This is a genomic window from Pantoea sp. X-Soil-TKNS-1279, from assembly GCF_059730565.1.
The window spans coordinates 2,519,502-2,538,100 of record NZ_AP035948.1 but is presented as its reverse complement, the minus strand read 5'-3'; the positions used below and the strand labels follow the sequence as shown (position 1 = coordinate 2,538,100).

The window sequence follows — 18,599 nt, the reverse complement described above, 5'->3', positions numbered from 1 at the left end:
GGAACCCTCTGCCCGCAGAGAGTAAGGCTTCTGCGGGCAATATGCGCCGGATTTCATAATCAGTCTAAGATCCAGGTCGCGGTATCGTTGGTGCGGCACGCTTTGCTGGCGCCCCCCACGTCTACACAGACCTGTTTGCTGCGGCGGGGACGGGGGCGGTCACTACGCAGGGTGGCATCATAGCGGCTGCTCTCTACGCCCGCTTTCGGCGGCACGTAGCCAATCAGCGTGCCCTGGGGTTCATCAGCAATCGCCAGCCAGCTATGCTCAACACGACCCAGAACTTCAAAGGTTTTACCCGTCTCCAGGTAGCGTACCACTTTGCCGCTATAATCTGGCGTGGTCATGATTGAAGCGCCATAGAGCGCCCGGAAGCTCTGATTGACCGGCGTGAATTCGCCAGGTGCTGCCACCGCATGACGATGAACCAGTTTAACCCCATTCACTTCACTGGTTACCAGGGTGTCATCTGTGACTGGCGGCGGTGGAGCTTTGCAACTTGCCAAAGTCAGCACCGCCAGCAGCGTTAGCACAAGACTCTTATTCACCATGATCCTCAAATTTCATCAGATTAACTGCATAATGCATTGCCCTTTACGGCGAAAATCAGGCGCAGGCGGCCAGATTATGCAGTGAGAATGCCTTCAAAAAAACAGTCAGATTACAGAAAGATAGTGCTCCCGTCAGTCTACCTAAGACTTTTGAGAATTCAAACTATTGCACCGTGGGAAATCCCGTGCTACCGGGTAAAACGGCGTTGTTTGCCGGTGATAAAAAAAGCGTACCTTCAGGGATAGTTAAGCCAATTTAACTTATTTGTTGCCATTCAGCGCCTAAGGCTGCGTAGTCGCTTTTGGCTCAAGTTAGTGCCAAAGAAAATTGGTAAATAAGATTAATCTATTTTCTATCATAAAAAAAGATTGCGGCAGTAAACAATTTTCTTACTTTCAGAATATCCGTGCCTGATTCAGCCAGTTGCAAATCCAGTTCCGGCATGGCTTTTGCTAAGACTTTTACTCAAAAGGGGAATGCCAGGAGAATGCGATGACTCAGGCTGTAGATTACCTGCATGCCAGCCGCGCCAGTGAAATTGCCAGCCTGCAACGGCTACTGCGTACCGGTGAATTGATCACTGCCATCAGTGAGTTAATTCATCGTTTACAGCGCGAGAGAGGCGTCAGCAATATCTGGTTATGCTCAACCGGACGCGTATTTGGTGATGAGCTGGAAGCGCGTGCGCAAGATGTGCAATCAGAACAGCGTCACATGCTCTCCGTGTTACCGGCGGCAGATGCGCAACCCGGCTACAGCCGTTTCTGCCTGTTAATTGCCGCCGCATTGCAGGCGCTGGAAGGGCTGCCGGCGCTGCGGGCGCAGGTGCGCAGCCTGCAATTGTCCCATGCGCAGGCGATGGACGCCTTCAACCACATCATTCGCACCTTATTGAATCTGGTGTTTGAAGCGGCAGATACCGCCAGCGAACCGGATATCTCTCGGGCGCTGATCGCGTTGTTCAGCTTTATGCAGGGCAAAGAGTTGGCTGGTCAGGAACGGGCAACCGGCTCAGCGGGCTTTGCTGCCGGGCAATTTACCCCGGAGCAGCGGCAGCGCGTTCAGGCGCTGATTGAAGCCCAGGAGCAAAGTTTTGCCACCTTCAGTCAGTTTGCCGATGCACAGAATCTGCAACGCTGGCGTCGGATGAGTGATGCGGGCAGTGAAGTCGAACGTCTGCGCCGTATCGCCTGTACCGGTGCGCACTGCGGTGATAACGGCGTATTGCAGTGGTTCTCTTTGCTCACGGCGCGTCTGGACAATATGAAGCAGGTCGAAGATGGTCTGAGCGCGGCTTTAATGAGCTGCTGCCGCCGGGCAATGGCCGAAACGCAGCAACACGATGCTAATGCCACCCTGCTGGCGGATGAAGCAGGTTTTACCTTGTATGTCGCCGGGGCCAACTGGCTGGCAGGGCAGGATGTCACGCTGGACAGCAACGGTCTGGCGCCACAACTGGGACGCTCGGTCCTGTCGCTCATCCGTGAACAGGCGCAGCGTTTGCAGGTGCAGGCCGATGAGCTGGCCAGTATGCGTGCGTCACTCGATGAACGAAAAGTCATTGATCAGGCCAAAGGCTGGCTGATGCAGCAGCATGGTTACAGCGAGCAGGATGCCTGGCAGACACTACGCAAAAGCGCCATGAACCAGAACAAACGCATCCTCGAGATCGCCCAGGCGATTCTCGCTGTCGCCGCCACATTGAAGGTCTAACCCATTGGAGTTATCTGCACAAAGAATGTGCGTATTTTGCGTCAACGCGGTGCGTGTCAAGGGGTGGCGCGGAAGCTGATGCTGATAAATAGCTGAAAATTCACCCTCCGCCATCCTGGCACACCCTTTGCAACATCTTTATGACATTGCGCATTTGTTGTGCCAACGGCGGCAGAACGAGTGCTTTGGATAAAGGCGTCCGGCCCCATGCGATTGCATGTGGGAGGACGCCTTTTTTTATTCCTTTTTTTCAGGGTGATGCGGATGAGCAGAACGCGGTTTTCGATTTCCCGTCGGCAGTTTTTGCTAGGCAGTGCGGCAGTTGGGGGGAGTTATCTGTTGCCAGGGTTACGCAATGCCGTCTGGGCGGCAGGTAGCGATGCGCCGGAGAAAAGCACGGTGCGGGTTGGTTTTATCCCACTGACCGACTGCGCGCCGGTGGTGATGGCAGCGGTGAAAGGCTTTGACAAAAAATACGGTATCAGTCTGCAACCCAGCAAAGAGGCGAGCTGGGCGGCGGTGCGCGATAAGCTGACAGCTGGCGAACTGGATGCGGCCCACGCGTTGTACGGCATGATCTATGGACTGCAATTGGGCGTTGCCGGTCCACAACATGACATGGCAAACCTGATGACGTTGAATAACAACGGCCAGGCCATCACCCTGTCGAATCAGCTCAAAGAACAGAAGGTGACGGATGCAGCCAGTCTGAAAACCTTTATCGCAGGCAGCGCCAAAGGCACTTACACCTTTGCTCATACCTTTCCCACCAGCACCCACGCCATGTGGCTTTACTACTGGCTGGCGAATGCCGGTATCGATCCCTTTGAGGATGTGCGTACCGTCGTGGTGCCGCCACCGCAGATGGTGATGAACATGAAAATCGGCAATATGAGCGGTTTTTGTGTTGGTGAACCGTGGAACCAACGTGCCATCAGCGACAACATCGGCTTCACTGCCGCCACCTCCCAGCAAATCTGGCCGGATCACCCGGAAAAAATCCTCGCCACCCGCGCGCAATGGGTGACGGAGAATCCCAACACCGCCCGCGCCCTGACTGCTGCGGTGCTGGAAGCCGCACGCTGGATTGATGCATCGGATGACAACCGGCGCGAAACAGCGCAAACCCTGGCCGGACGGGCATGGATCAATACCAAACCTGAAACCCTCGAGGGACGCATGTTAGGCCAGTACCAAAACGGCCTCGGTCAGCAATGGCAGGATGCCCATGCGATGCGTTTCTTCCACGACGGTGAAGTCAGCTTCCCGTACTACTCCGACGGCATGTGGTTTCTGACACAGATGAAGCGCTGGGGACTAGTGAAAACTGACCCGGATTACCTTGGAGTGGCGCAAAAAATCAACCGACTCGACATCTATCAACAGGCGGCAGCGGCGGTGGGGAACGTGACCGTGCCCGCCAACGCCATGCGCAGCAGCACCCTGATGGACGGCAAAGTGTGGGACGGTAGTAACCCCGCCGCCTATGCCGCCAGTTTCGCCATTCACCGTTAAGAGGAATTACCATGAAATCTGAAGCGCGTTCCCTGACACCACCGGTCAGCGCCGCTGCCCCCACGGCGCAGGTGATCCCCCTTAAGGCCCAAAGCCGGTCCGGCGTAAGACAGCCCAGGCTGCGGCCGCTGCTGCAACGGTTGATCCCGGCGAGTTGCGGCATCCTGTTGCTGCTGTTGGTATGGCAAATTGCGGCCATGTCGAGCAAGGGTTTCCCCACGCCGTGGGCCACCTGGCAGGCGGCATTAACCTTGTTTGCTGATCCCTTCTACAACAATGGCCCCAACGATCAGGGTATTGGCTGGAACGTGCTGGCCTCACTGCAACGCGTGGCGGTGGGCTTTGGGCTGGCGGCGCTGGTGGGGATTCCGGCAGGGTTCCTGCTGGGCCGTTTCACCTTTGTCTCACGCATGTTCAACCCGATTATCGCGCTGCTACGTCCGGTCAGCCCACTCGCCTGGCTGCCGATTGGCTTGCTGTTGTTCCAGCGTGCTGAACCGGCCTCAAGCTGGACCATTTTTATCTGCTCGATCTGGCCGATGGTGATCAATACCGCCGAAGGGGTGCAGCGCATTCCCCAGGACTACCTCAATGTGGCGCGGGTGCTGCAACTCTCGGAGTGGACGGTGATGCGCCGCATCCTGTTTCCGGCGGTGCTGCCTGCGGTACTGACCGGGGTTCGTCTCTCAATCGGCATCGCCTGGCTGGTGATTGTCGCTGCCGAGATGCTGACTGGTGGTCTGGGGATCGGCTTCTGGATCTGGAATGAGTGGAACAACCTCAATGTGGAAAACATCCTGATTGCCATTGTCATCATCGGTGTGGTCGGGCTGCTGCTCGAACAGGCGTTGATGTTACTGGCCCGTCGTTTTAGCTGGGAAAAATAAGGAGCCATGACGATGAATCCAATTATTCGTGTGCAGCAGGTGAGCCAGCGCTTTGCCACCGCGCAGGGGGATTTCCTCGCGCTTGACAATGTCAGCTTCGATATCCATCCGGGGGAAACCCTCAGCCTGATCGGCCATTCCGGCTGTGGCAAATCCACCTTACTGAACCTGATTGCCGGTCTGACGCGCCCGAGCAGCGGCGTGCTGTTGTGCGACAACCGTGAAGTGACCGGCCCTGGCCCGGAACGCGCGGTGGTGTTTCAGAACCATTCGCTGCTGCCGTGGCTGACAGCGTATCAGAACGTCGAACTGGCGGTGCAGCAGGTGTTTAAAGGCAAGATGAACCGGAGCGAGATGGCGGAGTGGATCGAGCACAATCTTGGCCGGGTACAGATGAGCCATGCGCTGCACAAGCGGCCTGGAGAAATATCCGGTGGCATGAAACAGCGGGTGGGCATTGCCCGGGCGCTGGCAATGAAGCCGCGCGTGTTGCTGCTGGATGAACCCTTTGGCGCGCTGGATGCCCTGACGCGCGCCCATCTTCAGGACAGCGTGATGCGTATCCAGCAGGAACTGAACACCACCATCGTGCTGATTACCCACGATGTCGATGAAGCGGTGTTGCTCTCCGATCGCGTGTTGATGATGACCAACGGTCCGGCGGCGCGCATCGGTGAGATTCTGCCGATTGACCTGCCGCGTCCACGTTCCCGCGTAGCGCTGGCGGAGGAGCCGCGTTACCACCATCTGCGCCAGCAGGTACTGCATTTCCTGTATGAAAAGCAGACGGCAGTGGCGTAAGGAGCCGGGCATGCAGCAACTGATTGTCATCGGCAACGGTATGGCGGGTATGCGCATGGTGGAAACTCTGGTGCAGCAAGCACCGGGCCGCTACGCCATCACGGTGATAGGCCGTGAACCGCACGGCAACTACAACCGGGTGCTGCTGTCGCCGGTGCTGGGCCGGGAGAAGACCTTCGCCGACACCCTGATCCATACGCCAGAGTGGTACGAGGAACACGGAGTCAGGTTGCTGGCGGGGGAGGAGGTGCGTTCCGTTGATGTCGACGGGCGTCAGCTCCATACCGACCAGCGCAGTCTGCACTGGGACAAGCTGGTATTTGCCTGTGGTTCCCAGCCACGGATGCCGACCTTACCCGGTATGGCATGCCCGCACGTATTGGGTTTCCGCACCGTGCGCGATGTGGAGCGGATGCAGGCCCAGCAGGGACCGGTCGTGGTCCTCGGTGGCGGGCTGGTGGGGGTAGAAGCGGCGGCGGCCCTGCGGTTGCTGGGGCGCGATGTCACGCTGCTGCATCACCGCCGCTGGCTGCTCGATCGCCAGCTCGATGCGCAGGCGGGAGCGTTGTTGCAACAACATCTGACGGCGCGCGGTATCGATTGTCGACTCGGCGTCTCGTTGCAGCGGATTGATGCGCAGCAGGTCACGCTGACCGATGGTAGCTGTCTGGCTGCACAACAGGTGGTGATCGCCATTGGCGTGGTGCCGGAAATCGCGCTGGCGCAGGCGGCGGGTGTGCCTTGTCAGCGCGGCATTCAGGTCGATCGTCAACTGCATACCGCCATTCCCGATGTGTACGCGCTCGGGGAATGCTGTGAAATCGACGGTGAAACCTTCGGGTTGATCGCCCCCTGTCTGGCGCAGGCTTTGGTCCTGGCGGCCAGTCTGGCCGGGCAACCGATTGACGATTTCCACTATCAGGAGAATGGGACGCGGCTCAAGGTCAGCGGTATTGACGTCTTCAGCGCCGGAGACATCCGCGATGCCCCCTCTCTCACCAGTTTCGACCCGCTGTCCGGACACTACCGGCGGCTATTTCTACGCGACGGCGTGCTGACGGGGGTGTTGCTGTTTGGCGATAGCACCCTGGCCTCCCGTTTACTGACCCGACTTCAGCGGGCCGAACCGGTGGATCTCAATGCGCTGTTCGGTCTGGACAATAACAAGACGCAGCCTCGCGCTGTAGGAAAGGTAATGATGAGCAAACCGATTCTCGCGTTGGTTGGTCACGGTATGGTCGGCCACCATTTTCTCGAACAACTGGTCAGCCGCGATCTGCACCAGCAGTACCATATCGTGGTGTACGGTGATGAACCGCAGATGGCCTATGACCGCGTACACCTGACGGAGTATTTCAACGGCAAGAGCGCTGATGACCTGTCGTTAGTCAGTGACAACTTCTTTGAACAGCACGGAATTGAGCTGCGTTGCGGCTGTGAAGTGCTGGCGATTGACACGCAACGCCGCAGCTTGCGCGATAGCCACGGCAGCGAACTGGCGTGGGATAAACTGGTGCTGGCGACCGGCTCGGTGCCTTTCGTGCCACCGCTGCCAGGGCGTGACCATCCGCGTTGTTTTGTCTATCGCACGCTGGCGGATCTGGATGCGATCGCCGATTGCGCCCGGCAGGCAACGCGCGGCGTGGTGATTGGCGGCGGTCTGCTCGGTCTGGAAGCAGCCAATGCGTTAAAACAATTGGGACTGGAAACCCATGTGGTGGAGTTTGCGCCACGGCTGATGGCGGTGCAGCTGGATGACGGCGGCGCGCAGATGCTGCGCGGTAAAATTGCCGCGTTAGGTGTACAGGTACACACCAGCAAGGCGACGGATGCGATTGAAAACCAGCCGGACGGCAGCGTGCAGTTACGCTTTGCGGATGGCAGCCTGCTGGCGACTGACCTGGTGGTGTTCTCTGCCGGGATCCGCCCGCGTGATGCGCTGGCACGGGCGGCGGGCATCAGCATGGGCGAGCGTGGAGGCATCGTGATTGATGATGGCTGCGCCACCAGCGTCAGCGACATCTATGCTATCGGCGAGTGCGCGTTGTGGCAGGGACAAATTTTTGGTCTGGTGGCGCCAGGCTACCAGATGGCACGCGTACTGGCGGGGCAGTTAGCGCAAGAGACAACCGCATTTAACGGTGCCGACATGAGCACCAAACTCAAGTTGCTCGGTGTTGAGGTGGCGTCATTTGGTGATGCACATGGACGTACACCCGGCAGCCAGAGTTATCAGTGGACGGATAACCCGAAAGGCATCTACAAAAAGTTGGTGATTTCAGACGACGGTAAAACCCTGCTTGGCGGCGTGCTGGTGGGCGACAGCAGCGACTATGCCAGCCTGTTGCAGATGATGCTGAACAAAATGGCGCTGCCGGAAGCAGCGGAAAGTCTGATTCTACCGCAGCTGGCAGGCGCACCCGGCAAGGCATTGGGTGTGGCGGCGCTACCGGACAGCGCGCAGATCTGTTCCTGCCACAATGTCAGCAAAGGGGATATTTGCGCGGCAGTGCAAAGTGGTTGTGGTGATATGGCTGCGCTGAAAAGCTGCACCAAAGCCGCGACCGGCTGCGGTGGCTGTAGCGCGCTGGTGAAGCAGGTGATGGAGCATCAACTTGCCAGCCAGGGTGTCGAGGTGAAGAAGGATATTTGTGAACATTTTGCCTGGTCACGGCAGGAGCTGTATCACCTGATTCGGGTGGGTGAGATCACCACATTCGACCAACTGCTGGCACAGCATGGTCGGGGTCACGGTTGCGAAATTTGCAAGCCGCTGGTCGGATCGCTGTTAGCCTCCTGCTGGAATGATTACCTGCTGAAACCGGCGCATCTGCCGTTGCAGGATACCAACGATCGCTACTTTGCCAATATCCAGAAGGACGGAACCTATTCGGTGGTGCCGCGGGTGCCCGGTGGCGAGATTACGCCCGAGGGCTTGATGGCGATTGGCGCGGTGGCGGCGCAGTACCGTCTCTACACCAAAATCACCGGCGGTCAGCGCATCGATCTGTTTGGTGCGCGTCTTGATCAGCTCCCGGCGATTTGGGAAGCGCTGATCGCTGCCGGATTTGAAACCGGCCATGCCTATGGCAAATCACTGCGCACGGTGAAATCCTGCGTGGGATCGACCTGGTGCCGCTATGGCGTACAGGATTCTACTGCGTTTGCCATCGCCCTCGAGCATCGCTACAAAGGGCTGCGCGCACCGCACAAAATCAAAATGGCCGTCTCCGGCTGCACCCGTGAATGTGCGGAAGCGCAAAGCAAAGACATTGGGGTGATCGCCACCGATAAGGGCTGGAATCTGTACGTTTGCGGCAACGGGGGAATGAAACCCCGCCATGCCGACCTGTTTGCCAGCGATTTGGATGATGCCACGCTGATCCGCTACGTTGACCGCATTCTGATGTTCTATGTACGCACCGCTGACCGGCTGCAACGCACCAGCGTGTGGATGGACAACATGGAGGGGGGCTTGGCTTATCTGCGTCAGGTGGTGATTGACGACTCGCTCGGCCTGGGTGCCACGCTGGAACAGGAAATGCAGTGGGTAGTCGATCGTTATCAGTGCGAATGGCAGACCACGCTGGAGAACCCCTCGCGTCGGGCGCTGTTCACCGCCACCATCAACAGTGACCAGCCGGACGAAACCCTGCATTATGCCGAGGTGCGGGGGCAGCGCCAGCCGCTGGAGACGCTGACTATCCCGAGTGTGACCCTGCCTGCGGAGCCGTGGAGCGCCATTTGTGAGCAAAGCGCCATTCCTGCCTCAGCGGGGATGGGTGCCCGGCTTGGCAACCAGCGCGTGGCCCTGTTCCGCTTCGGCGACACCGTTTATGCCCTGGAAGATATTGAACCCGGCACTCAGGCCAGCGTGTTGTCGCGTGGCATCCTGGGCGATGTAGCCGGTGAGCCGGTGGTGATTTCCCCCTTGTATAAACAACGCATCCGGTTGCGGGACGGCCAGAGCCTGGATAATCCGCAGCATCAGTTGCGTTGCTGGCCGGTGCGTCTGGAAGGCGGTCAGGTGTGGTTGGGTAATCAGCCGCTGTTGGCGCTGGCGGCGGCATCATGAAAACGACCTGTCCCTACTGTGGCGTGGGCTGTGGCGTTGAGATCAACCCAGCGGATAGGTCAGTGAGTGGTGACCGTCAGCATCCGGCCAATTTTGGCCGCCTGTGTGTCAAAGGTTCGGCGTTAGGTGAAACCCTCGGACAGGAAGGGCGTTTGTTGTGGCCGCAGGTGCGGGGGCAGCGGGTGAGTATCGATCGCGCGTTGGATGTGGTTGCCAGCGAATTGCAGACGATCATCGCGCAACACGGGCCGCAGGCGGTGGCGTTTTATGCCTCCGGGCAGTTGCTGACCGAGGATTACTACGTTGCCAACAAGCTGATGAAAGGCTTTATCGGTGCCGCCAATATCGATACCAATTCGCGGCTGTGTATGGCGTCGGCGGTGGTGGGCTATAAACGGGCGTTCGGTGCTGATGCGGTGCCCTGTTGTTATGAAGATCTTGAGCAGGCCGATGTGGTGGTTCTGGTGGGTTCGAATGCCGCCTGGGCGCATCCGGTGGCGTGGCAGCGTCTGGTACAGGCGAAACAGCAGCGTCCTGAGATGAAGCTGGTGGTGATCGACCCACGTCGTACCGCCAGTTGCGAGCTGGCTGACCTGCATCTGGCGCTCCGCCCCGGCAGCGACGGCGCGCTGTTTGCCGGATTGCTTAACTGGCTGGCGATTCAGGGCGGGATCGATCAGACAATGTTGCCGCATCTCGCCAACGTGGATAGTACGCTGGCGGCCTGTGCTGACTGGGATCTTGCGGCGGTGGCCCATACCTGCCAGTTAGCAGACGCTGACATTCTCGCCTTCTGGCAGCTGTTCACCACCCAACCCCGGGTACTGACCTTATGGTGTATGGGGATCAACCAATCGCAAACCGGTAGCGACAACAACAACGCTATCCTCAACGTTCATCTGCTGAGCGGTAAAATTGGCCGACCTGGCTGCGGGCCGTTTTCGTTGACCGGTCAACCCAATGCCATGGGCGGGCGTGAAGTGGGCGGTTTAGCTAACCAGTTAGCGGCGCATATGGGGTTTAGTCCGCAAGAGGTTGATCGGCTTGGGCGTTTTTGGCATAGCGATCGTGTAGCGCATCAGCCGGGTTTGATGGCGGTCGATCTGTTCCGGGCGATTGAACGTGGCGAGGTAAAAGCGGTATGGATCATGGGTACCAATCCGGCGGTGTCGATGCCGGAGGGCAACCGCGTCGCCGAGGCGCTGCGGCGCTGTCCGTTGGTGATCGTCTCGGAAGTCAGTGCCGTGACTGACACCAGCGCCTTTGCCGATGTGCTGTTGCCTGCCCAGGCCTGGGGCGAAAAAAACGGTACCGTGACCAATTCAGAACGACGTATCTCGCGCCAGCGCGGTTTTGTCGCCCCTGTCGGGGAGGCGAAACCGGACTGGTGGTTATTGGCACAGGTGGCGCAGCGATTGGGTTATGGCGCAGCCTTTGACTGGCAGCATCCCCATGAAGTCTTTGTCGAACATGCGGCGTTATCAGGTTTTGAAAACGCCGGTAGCCGTGCGTTTGATATCAGCGCGCTGGCGACCTTAGGCCGTGAGCAGTATGACCAACTTACGCCGGTACAATGGCCGGTAAATGCCGCCGCACCGCATGGCTCGTCGCGCTTGTTCGCCACGCGCCACTTTTATCATCCGGATGGTAAAGCCCGCTTGTTGCCAGTGGGCATCCCAATCCTCAGTGCACCCGCCCGCCACTATCCCCTCCTGATGAATACCGGGCGTATCCGTGATCAATGGCACACCATGACACGCACCGGTAACGTCACACGCTTGATGCAGCATTATGACGAACCTTTTGTGTTGCTCCATCCGCATGATGCCGCCGCTCACGGGCTGGGGCAGGGTGATCTGACACGGGTGCAATCCACATTAGGCTGGTGGTGTGGCCGGGTGATGATCGACAACGGCCTGACACGCGGCCAACTGTTTATCCCGATGCACTGGACGCGTCAATTCAGTGCCCAGGCCAATGTCGATGGCCTGGTGGCGGCGCGCAGTTGTCCGGTGTCCGGGCAACCGGCGCTGAAGCAAACCGCGGTGCGCCTGCAACCGCTGCGCCCACAGTGGCAGGGGTGGCTGTGGCAGCGTGCGCGATGCGATCCGCAGCAACTGGATTATTGGTCGCGCGTGCCGCAGTCCGGTGTGCAACGTTACGTATTGGCCGGTCAGGGGGATCCGGCGGCATGGCTGCATCAGCAATCCGGCATGGATGAGCTGGAATGGCAGCAGGCGCACGCCGGTCAGCAGCGACATATGCTGGGCTGGCGCGATGGGGTACTGGAACGGGCGTTCTATGCTGCGCCCTGGCTACCTGAAATCGACCACGCTTTTGTGGCACAGGCATTCAGCCTCCCGCCTGGCTCGGCGCAACAGCGCCATGCGCTGCTGGGTGGACGGCCGGAACAGGGGGAGAGTCAGGGTCGTACCCTGTGCAGCTGCTTCGGTGTGGGCGAACTGGCGATCCGCCGCGCCATTGATCAAGGCTGCCAGACAGCCGCCGCCCTCGGGGCGGCGCTGAAATGTGGCACCAACTGTGGCTCCTGTATCCCGGAGCTGAAACAACTTATCGCGGCGCACACCGTGGCACAGTAATGGAGGTTCGCATGACACAGGCAATTGAGACGCTGGATAAACTGTTCAACCCACAGGGCGCGACGGGCCAGGATGGGGTGGTGTGGCTGGTGGGGGCAGGACCGGGCGATGTCGAGTTGCTGACGTTGAAAGCGCTACGGTTGATTAAAGTGGCCGATGTGGTGGTGTATGACCGACTGGTGAGTGATGAGGTGATGGCAGAGGTGCCGGCGGGAACGCTGGCAATCGACGTCGGCAAAAAGCCGGGGAGTCATGGATTAAAGCAGGGACAGATTAACCAGTTGTTGCTGGATCTGGCGCGCAGTGGACGCAACGTGGTGCGGCTCAAAGGGGGCGATCCCTTTATTTTTGGCCGGGGTGGCGAAGAGATGGCATTTTTGCAGCAGGCGGGGATTGCTTGTCAGGTGGTACCCGGCATTACGGCCGCGGCGGGTTGCGCGGCTGCCAGTGGCATTCCGCTCACCCATCGTGATTGCGCGCAATCCTTGCGTCTGATCACCGGTCACGGCAAATCCGGCGAGCCATGCCTGGAGGATAAAAGTCTGGCAGCGGCTAACCAGACGCTGGTGTTCTACATGGGGCTGAAGTGGAGCAGTAGCATCAGCAGCCAGTTAATGGCGCAGGGGCGTGATGCGGCTACCCCAGTCGCCATCATTGAAAACGGCACCAGAGCTGACCAGCGGGTGCTGATCACTACGCTGACTCAACTAAGCGAGACGGTGGCACGCGAACAGCCTCAGTCACCGGCGTTATTGCTGGTGGGCGAGGTGGTGCGGTTTTATCAAGAAGCCAGCATCCGGGCGACTGAAACTCGCATAAGCTCGTAGCGGCGCGATTCATCGCGCAATCCTGCGCGCTGCGGGAAAAAACGCGCGATTTATCGCGCCGCGACGAGATCTGTGCTGGCGACAATTTCCCTTATGGCTAAATAAACTGACGTTTTCTCCCCTTAATCCACGCTTTAGCTTCGTCACCTTTTGGCATTCTATGCTCAGAATTCCTGCCAGCAGAGGTATGCCGTGGCTGACGAGAGTAGCGACGAGGACAAAACAGAATCGCCCACAGCGCACCGACTTGAAAAAGCACGGCAGGACGGGCAGATTCCGCGTTCGCGCGAGCTGACATCGTTATTGATGATGTTGTCCGGCATCATGATTCTGTGGCTGGGCGGCACCAGCATCGCACGTCGTCTGGCTTCGATGGTGGCGACCGGTTTTCGTTTTGATCATGGCATGGTGACCGATGACAAGGTGATCGTGGCGCATATCAGCAGTCTGATTGGTCAGGCGGTACTGGCCGTGCTGCCGCTGATGGCAGGACTGGTGCTGGTGGCGATCGCGGCACCCATGCTGCTGGGCGGCATTGTGATTAGCGGTAAATCCCTCAGTCCGGATTTCACCAAACTCAACCCGCTAAGCGGCCTGAAGCGTATGGTTTCCGGGCAGACCTGGGCGGAGTTGTTGAAGGCGATCCTGAAAGCGGTGTTAGTGGGTACGGTCGCAGGTTGGTACATCTGGTCGCACTGGCCGGAGATGCTGCGTTTAATCAGCGAATCCCCGATGAATGCGCTGGAACATGGCATGAACATGATTGCCATCTGTTGTGCGCTGGTGATGCTTGGCTTGATCCCGATGGTGGGATTTGACGTTTTCTGGCAGTTGTACAGCTACTTCAAAAAGTTACGTATGTCGCGCCAGGATATCCGCGATGAATTTAAACAGCAGGAGGGCGATCCGCACGTCAAAGGGCGTATTCGCCAGGCCATGCGCGCGGCGGCTCGCCGCCGCATGATGGCTGACGTCCCGAAGGCGGATGTGATTGTCACCAACCCGACACACTACTCCGTGGCTCTGCAATATAACGACAAGAAGATGAGCGCCCCGAAGGTGGTTGCTAAAGGTGCCGGAGAAGTGGCGCTGAAAATTCGTGAACTGGGCAAGGAACATCGCGTCCCGATTCTTGAGGCACCGCCGTTGGCGCGTGCGCTGTACCGCCATACCGAAATTGGTCAGTTCATTCCCGGCGCGCTGTATGCGGCGGTAGCGGAAGTGCTGGCGTGGGTCTGGCAGCTGCGACGCTGGAAGCGTGAAGGCGGCCTGATACCGAAGAAACCTCATAATCTGTCGGTCCCGGCAGAAATGGACATTCCAGGAGAGAACAGAAACGATGGCTAATCTGGCCGAAAAGCTGCGGTTACCGGGCAACTTTAAAGACACGCAATGGCAGGTACTGGCGGGGCCGGTGCTGATCATGATGATTCTGTCGATGATGGTGCTGCCTTTACCGGCGTTCATCCTTGACCTGCTGTTCACCTTCAATATTGCGTTGTCCATTATGGTGTTGCTGGTGGCGATGTTCACCCAGCGCACGCTGGATTTTGCCGCATTCCCCACCATTCTGCTGTTCTCTACGTTGTTACGCCTGGCGTTGAACGTGGCCTCCACCCGTATCATCCTGCTGGATGGTCACACCGGCGCGGCCGCCGCAGGTCGCGTGGTTGAAGCCTTTGGTCACTTCCTGGTAGGCGGCAACTTCGCCATCGGTATCGTGGTGTTCATCATCCTGGTGATCATCAACTTTATGGTCATCACCAAGGGTGCCGGGCGTATCGCCGAAGTCGGGGCGCGTTTTGTGCTCGATGGGATGCCGGGTAAGCAGATGGCGATCGATGCCGACCTCAACGCCGGTCTGATTCGTGAAGATGAAGCGAAGAAGCGTCGCGCAGAAGTGACGCAGGAAGCCGACTTCTACGGCTCAATGGACGGTGCCAGTAAGTTTGTGCGTGGTGATGCCATCGCCGGGATCATGATCATGGTGATTAACGTCATCGGTGGTCTGCTGGTGGGCGTGGTGCAGCATGGTCTGGATCTGGGGCATGCGGCGGAAACCTATACGCTGCTGACTATCGGTGACGGTCTGGTGGCGCAGATCCCGGCGTTGGTCATCTCTACCGCCGCCGGTGTTATCGTCACGCGCGTCAGCACCGATCAGGATGTGGGCGAGCAGATGGTCGGGCAGCTGTTTAACAATCCGCGCGTGCTGATGCTGAGTGCCGGGGTTATTGGTCTGCTGGGCCTGGTGCCGGGCATGCCGAACTTTGTCTTTCTGCTGTTTACCGCTGCGTTGCTGGGACTGGCCTGGTGGCTGCGTGGACGTCAAATGCAGCCGAAGAAACAGCCAGAAGCGTCCAGCGTGGTGAAAAATCAGGAAACCCCGGCGACAGTGGAAGCCTCCTGGACCGATGTCCAGTTGGAAGATTCGCTCGGGATGGAAGTAGGCTATCGTCTGATCCCGATGGTCGATCACCTGCAAAATGGTGAGCTGCTGGGACGTATTCGTAGTATCCGTAAAAAAGTGGCGCAGGAGGTCGGTTTCCTGCCGCCGGTGGTGCATATTCGCGACAATATGGAACTGCCGCCAGCGCGCTACCGTATTCTGATGAAAGGGGTAGAGATTGGCAGCGGTGATGCCTATCCGGGACGCTGGATGGCGATTAACCCGGGTACCGCAGCAGGCACCTTGCCGGGTGAAGCCACCGTCGATCCGGCCTTTGGTCTGGCCGCGATCTGGATCGACAGCGCGCTGAAAGAACAGGCACAGATTCAGGGCTTCACGGTGGTGGAAGCCAGTACCGTGGTGGCGACACACTTGAATCATCTGATCGGTCAATACGCCAGCGAGCTGTTTGGTCGCCAGGAAGCGCAGCAACTGTTGGATCGTGTCACGCAGGAAATGCCGAAACTGACCGAAGATTTGGTGCCGGGCGTGATCACCCTGACCACGCTGCACAAGGTGTTGCAGAATTTGCTGACCGAACGTGTGTCGATTCGCGATATGCGTACCATTATTGAAACCCTGGCGGAGCATGCGCCGGTGCAGACTGATGCGCAGGAGCTGACCAGCGTGGTGCGTGTGGCGCTGGGCCGTGCGATCACCCAGCAGTGGTTCCCGGGTAACGGCGAAGTGCAGGTGATTGGCCTGGATGCGACGCTGGAACGTCTGCTGTTGCAGGCGTTGCAGGGCGGTGGCGGTCTGGAGCCGGGTCTGGCTGACCGTCTGTTGCATCAGGCGCAGGATGCGCTGCAACGTCAGGAGATGCTGGGAGCACCACCGGTACTGCTGGTGAACCATCCGCTACGTGCGTTGTTGGCACGCTTCCTGCGTCGCAATCTGCCTCAGCTGGTGGTGCTCTCCAATATGGAGCTGACGGATAATCGTCAGATCCGTATGACCGCCACCATCGGAGGCAAATAAGATGCGCCGCGCGTGGCCGGGATTATTTTTACTGCTGCCATTGTGGGCGGTGGCTGCCGAGGGGGCATGGCATGCCAGCGCCAGTGGACCGAGTCTCGGGGCGCGTGGCAACTGGCTAAGCTCGCCACCGCTGCGCGCTGCTGGCCCGGTGCAGGGCGTTATTTCTCAGGTCAGTTGGCGTTATAAGCTGAGCCGTCCCGCCCCGTCAGGACTGGTGGTTCGGCTATGTGCCAACCAGCGTTGTGTGTTGCTGGACGGCGCCAGCGGCACCACGCGCGGGCTGGCACATGTCGCTGCCGATGAAACCCTGCATCTGGCGTTTGGTTTTAATGGCCGGGGAGCGATGCCACCGGGTTTGCGCGTGGTGAGCAGCGAAGTGACGGTGAATTATCAGTAGCCAATAAAAAACCCGCCGGTTGGCGGGTTTTTCGTATTACATACGCTCGACGGTTTTGATACCCAGGGTATCAAGACCTTGTTTGAGGGTTTTCGCGGTAAGCGCCGCCAGTTGCAGACGGCTGTTGCGCACCTGCTCATCTTCCGCCGCCAGAATCGGGCAATGTTCATAGAAGCCGGAGAACAGGCCAGCCAGATCGTAAAGATAAGCACACATCACATGCGGCGTGCCATCGCGTGCCACCAGGGTGATCACTTCTTCGAATTGCAGCAGGCGGGTTGCCAGTTGGGCTTCACGCTCTTCAGACAGAATGATGTTGCCTTGCAGGCTGTTGGCATCGATCCCGGCTTTGCGGAACACCGACAGCACGCGGGTGTAGGCATACTGCATGTAAGGCGCGGTGTTGCCTTCAAAGGCCAGCATGTTATCCCAGTCGAAAATGTAATCGGTGGTGCGGCTTTTTGACAGGTCGGCATATTTCACCGCACCAATGCCTACCACTTCCGCCAGCGCCTGTAACTCGTCGGCAGACATTTCCGGGTTTTTCTCGCTCACCAACGCCAGCGCACGTTCCACCGCTTCATCCAGCAGGTCGGCCAGTTTGATGGTGCCGCCGCTACGGGTTTTGAACGGACGGCCATCTTTGCCCAGCATCATGCCGAACGCGTGGTGTTCAAGCGGCACCGATTCCGGGACGTAACCGGCTTTGCGTACGATGGTCCAGGCTTGTTGCAGGTGCTGATGCTGACGTGAATCGATGTAGTACAGCACGCGGTCAGCATGCAGGGTTTCATAACGGTATTTCGCGCAGGCGATGTCGGTGGTGGTGTAGAGGTAACCGCCATCTTTCTTCTGCACGATGACCCCCATAGGTTCGCCTTCCTTGTTTTTGAATTCATCAAGGAACACCACGGTTGCGCCTTCGCTGATCACTGCCAGACCTTTTTCTTTCAGATCAGCAACGATGCCCGGCAGCATATCGTTGTACAGGCTTTCACCCATCACATCTTTGCGCGTCAGGGTGACGTTCAGACGGTCATAAACTTTCTGGTTCTGACTCATGGTGATGTCGACCAGCTTCTTCCACATGGTACGGCAATACTCATCGCCACCCTGTAATTTCACCACATAGCCACGGGCACGTTCCGCGAAGGCTTCATCTTCGTCATAAGTGCGTTTGGCTTCGCGATAAAAGGCTTCGAGGTCGGCCAGCGCGATATCTTCATGATGTTCGCTTTGCTGTTTCTCCAGATAAGCGATCAACATGCCGAACTGCGTACCCCAGTCGCCAACGTGGTTAGCGCGGATGACATGATGGCCGAGGAACTCCAGCGTACGCACCGCAGCATCACCGATGATGGTGGAACGGACGTGGCCGACGTGCATCTCTTTCGCGACGTTAGGGGCAGAATAGTCGACGACAATGGTTTGCGCCGCCACGTTGCTGACGCCAAGACGCGGTAAGTTCAGCGCCTGCGCGGCCTGGTCAGCCAGCCACTGGTGATCAAGGAAAATGTTGATAAAACCCGGACCGGCGATTTCAACCTTGCTGGCAATGCCGTGCAGATCGAGATGCTGGATCACCTGTTCAGCCAACTGACGCGGTGCCTGACCGAGCTTTTTCGCCACGGCCATGATACCGTTCGCCTGGTAGTCGCCGAATTGCACTTTAGCGGACTGACGTACCTGTGGTTCGCAATCGACAGGCGCACCTGCCGCGATCATTGCCTGACCGACTTTGTCGGAAAGAAGAGCCTGAATATTCACCGCGTTACCTTCATATGCTGAAATTGCTCGCCTGCCAT

12 protein-coding genes are annotated in these 18,599 nt (G+C 58.5%); 10 read left to right on the top strand and 2 right to left on the bottom strand.

Annotated features, from left to right (window positions below; genetic code table 11):
* Positions 1-59: 59 nt before the first annotated feature.
* Entirely contained in the window at positions 60-551 is a 492-nt protein-coding gene (locus tag AC6I8N_RS11985) for an SH3 domain-containing protein (protein ID WP_200864649.1), read from the bottom strand.
* Positions 552-1,044: 493 nt separating this feature from the next.
* Here AC6I8N_RS11985 and AC6I8N_RS11980 point away from each other — a divergent pair, with 493 nt between their 5' ends.
* From AC6I8N_RS11980 to flhE, 10 genes are all read left to right on the top strand, one after another.
* Positions 1,045-2,265 (top strand): nitrate- and nitrite sensing domain-containing protein, encoded by a 1,221-nt coding sequence (locus AC6I8N_RS11980; RefSeq protein ID WP_497829124.1) that lies wholly within the window; start codon positions 1,045-1,047, stop codon positions 2,263-2,265.
* Between the two features lie 264 nt (positions 2,266-2,529).
* Positions 2,530-3,780 carry a CmpA/NrtA family ABC transporter substrate-binding protein gene (locus AC6I8N_RS11975; RefSeq protein ID WP_415174500.1) on the top strand — a complete coding sequence of 417 codons (1,251 nt, stop codon included), beginning with the start codon at positions 2,530-2,532 and terminating at the stop codon, positions 3,778-3,780.
* An 11-nt stretch (positions 3,781-3,791) separates the two neighbouring features.
* Entirely contained in the window at positions 3,792-4,667 is an 876-nt protein-coding gene (gene ntrB, locus AC6I8N_RS11970) for a nitrate ABC transporter permease (RefSeq protein ID WP_208724143.1), read from the top strand.
* A gap of 12 nt (positions 4,668-4,679) precedes the next feature.
* Positions 4,680-5,468, top strand: a complete 789-nt coding sequence (locus tag AC6I8N_RS11965; protein ID WP_415174502.1) for an ABC transporter ATP-binding protein — start codon at positions 4,680-4,682, stop codon at positions 5,466-5,468.
* A gap of 10 nt (positions 5,469-5,478) precedes the next feature.
* Positions 5,479-9,543 carry a nitrite reductase large subunit NirB gene (gene nirB / locus AC6I8N_RS11960; protein ID WP_497829123.1) on the top strand — a complete coding sequence of 1,355 codons (4,065 nt, stop codon included), beginning with the start codon at positions 5,479-5,481 and terminating at the stop codon, positions 9,541-9,543.
* A complete protein-coding gene (locus AC6I8N_RS11955) occupies positions 9,540-12,143 on the top strand; it encodes a nitrate reductase (protein WP_497829122.1) in 2,604 nt (867 codons plus the stop codon). The genes nirB and AC6I8N_RS11955 overlap by 4 nt, the downstream gene beginning before the upstream one ends.
* A gap of 11 nt (positions 12,144-12,154) precedes the next feature.
* Complete coding sequence (cobA, locus tag AC6I8N_RS11950; RefSeq protein WP_497829121.1) at positions 12,155-12,970, top strand: uroporphyrinogen-III C-methyltransferase; 816 nt, start codon at positions 12,155-12,157, stop codon at positions 12,968-12,970.
* Between the two features lie 192 nt (positions 12,971-13,162).
* The gene (flhB, locus tag AC6I8N_RS11945) at positions 13,163-14,317 is read left to right on the top strand and encodes a flagellar biosynthesis protein FlhB (RefSeq protein ID WP_021182940.1); all 1,155 of its coding nucleotides are present in this window, start codon (positions 13,163-13,165) and stop codon (positions 14,315-14,317) included.
* The gene (gene flhA / locus AC6I8N_RS11940) at positions 14,310-16,397 is read left to right on the top strand and encodes a flagellar biosynthesis protein FlhA (RefSeq protein ID WP_021182941.1); all 2,088 of its coding nucleotides are present in this window, start codon (positions 14,310-14,312) and stop codon (positions 16,395-16,397) included. Before flhB ends, flhA begins: the two co-directional genes overlap by 8 nt.
* Position 16,398: 1 nt before the next feature.
* Positions 16,399-16,794, top strand: coding sequence for a flagellar protein FlhE (gene flhE, locus AC6I8N_RS11935; protein ID WP_021182942.1), 396 nt, complete (start codon positions 16,399-16,401; stop codon positions 16,792-16,794).
* Positions 16,795-16,830: 36 nt separating this feature from the next.
* Here the strand turns inward: flhE and argS are convergent, their stop codons facing one another.
* On the bottom strand, positions 16,831-18,561 hold the full coding sequence (argS, locus tag AC6I8N_RS11930; protein WP_497829120.1) for an arginine--tRNA ligase: 1,731 nt from the start codon (positions 18,559-18,561) through the stop codon (positions 16,831-16,833).
* Positions 18,562-18,599: the final 38 nt, after the last annotated feature.

What these genes read in the sequence shown, in the direction of transcription:
- AC6I8N_RS11985 (WP_200864649.1), bottom strand. Translation starts at nt 551, where the DNA reads ATGGTGAATAAGAGTCTTGTGCTAACGCTGCTGGCGGTGCTGACTTTG.
- AC6I8N_RS11980 (WP_497829124.1), top strand. Translation starts at nt 1,045, where the DNA reads ATGACTCAGGCTGTAGATTACCTGCATGCCAGCCGCGCCAGTGAAATT.
- AC6I8N_RS11975 (WP_415174500.1), top strand. Translation starts at nt 2,530, where the DNA reads ATGAGCAGAACGCGGTTTTCGATTTCCCGTCGGCAGTTTTTGCTAGGC.
- ntrB (WP_208724143.1), top strand. Translation starts at nt 3,792, where the DNA reads ATGAAATCTGAAGCGCGTTCCCTGACACCACCGGTCAGCGCCGCTGCC.
- AC6I8N_RS11965 (WP_415174502.1), top strand. Translation starts at nt 4,680, where the DNA reads ATGAATCCAATTATTCGTGTGCAGCAGGTGAGCCAGCGCTTTGCCACC.
- nirB (WP_497829123.1), top strand. Translation starts at nt 5,479, where the DNA reads ATGCAGCAACTGATTGTCATCGGCAACGGTATGGCGGGTATGCGCATG.
- AC6I8N_RS11955 (WP_497829122.1), top strand. Translation starts at nt 9,540, where the DNA reads ATGAAAACGACCTGTCCCTACTGTGGCGTGGGCTGTGGCGTTGAGATC.
- cobA (WP_497829121.1), top strand. Translation starts at nt 12,155, where the DNA reads ATGACACAGGCAATTGAGACGCTGGATAAACTGTTCAACCCACAGGGC.
- flhA (WP_021182941.1), top strand. Translation starts at nt 14,310, where the DNA reads ATGGCTAATCTGGCCGAAAAGCTGCGGTTACCGGGCAACTTTAAAGAC.
- flhE (WP_021182942.1), top strand. Translation starts at nt 16,399, where the DNA reads ATGCGCCGCGCGTGGCCGGGATTATTTTTACTGCTGCCATTGTGGGCG.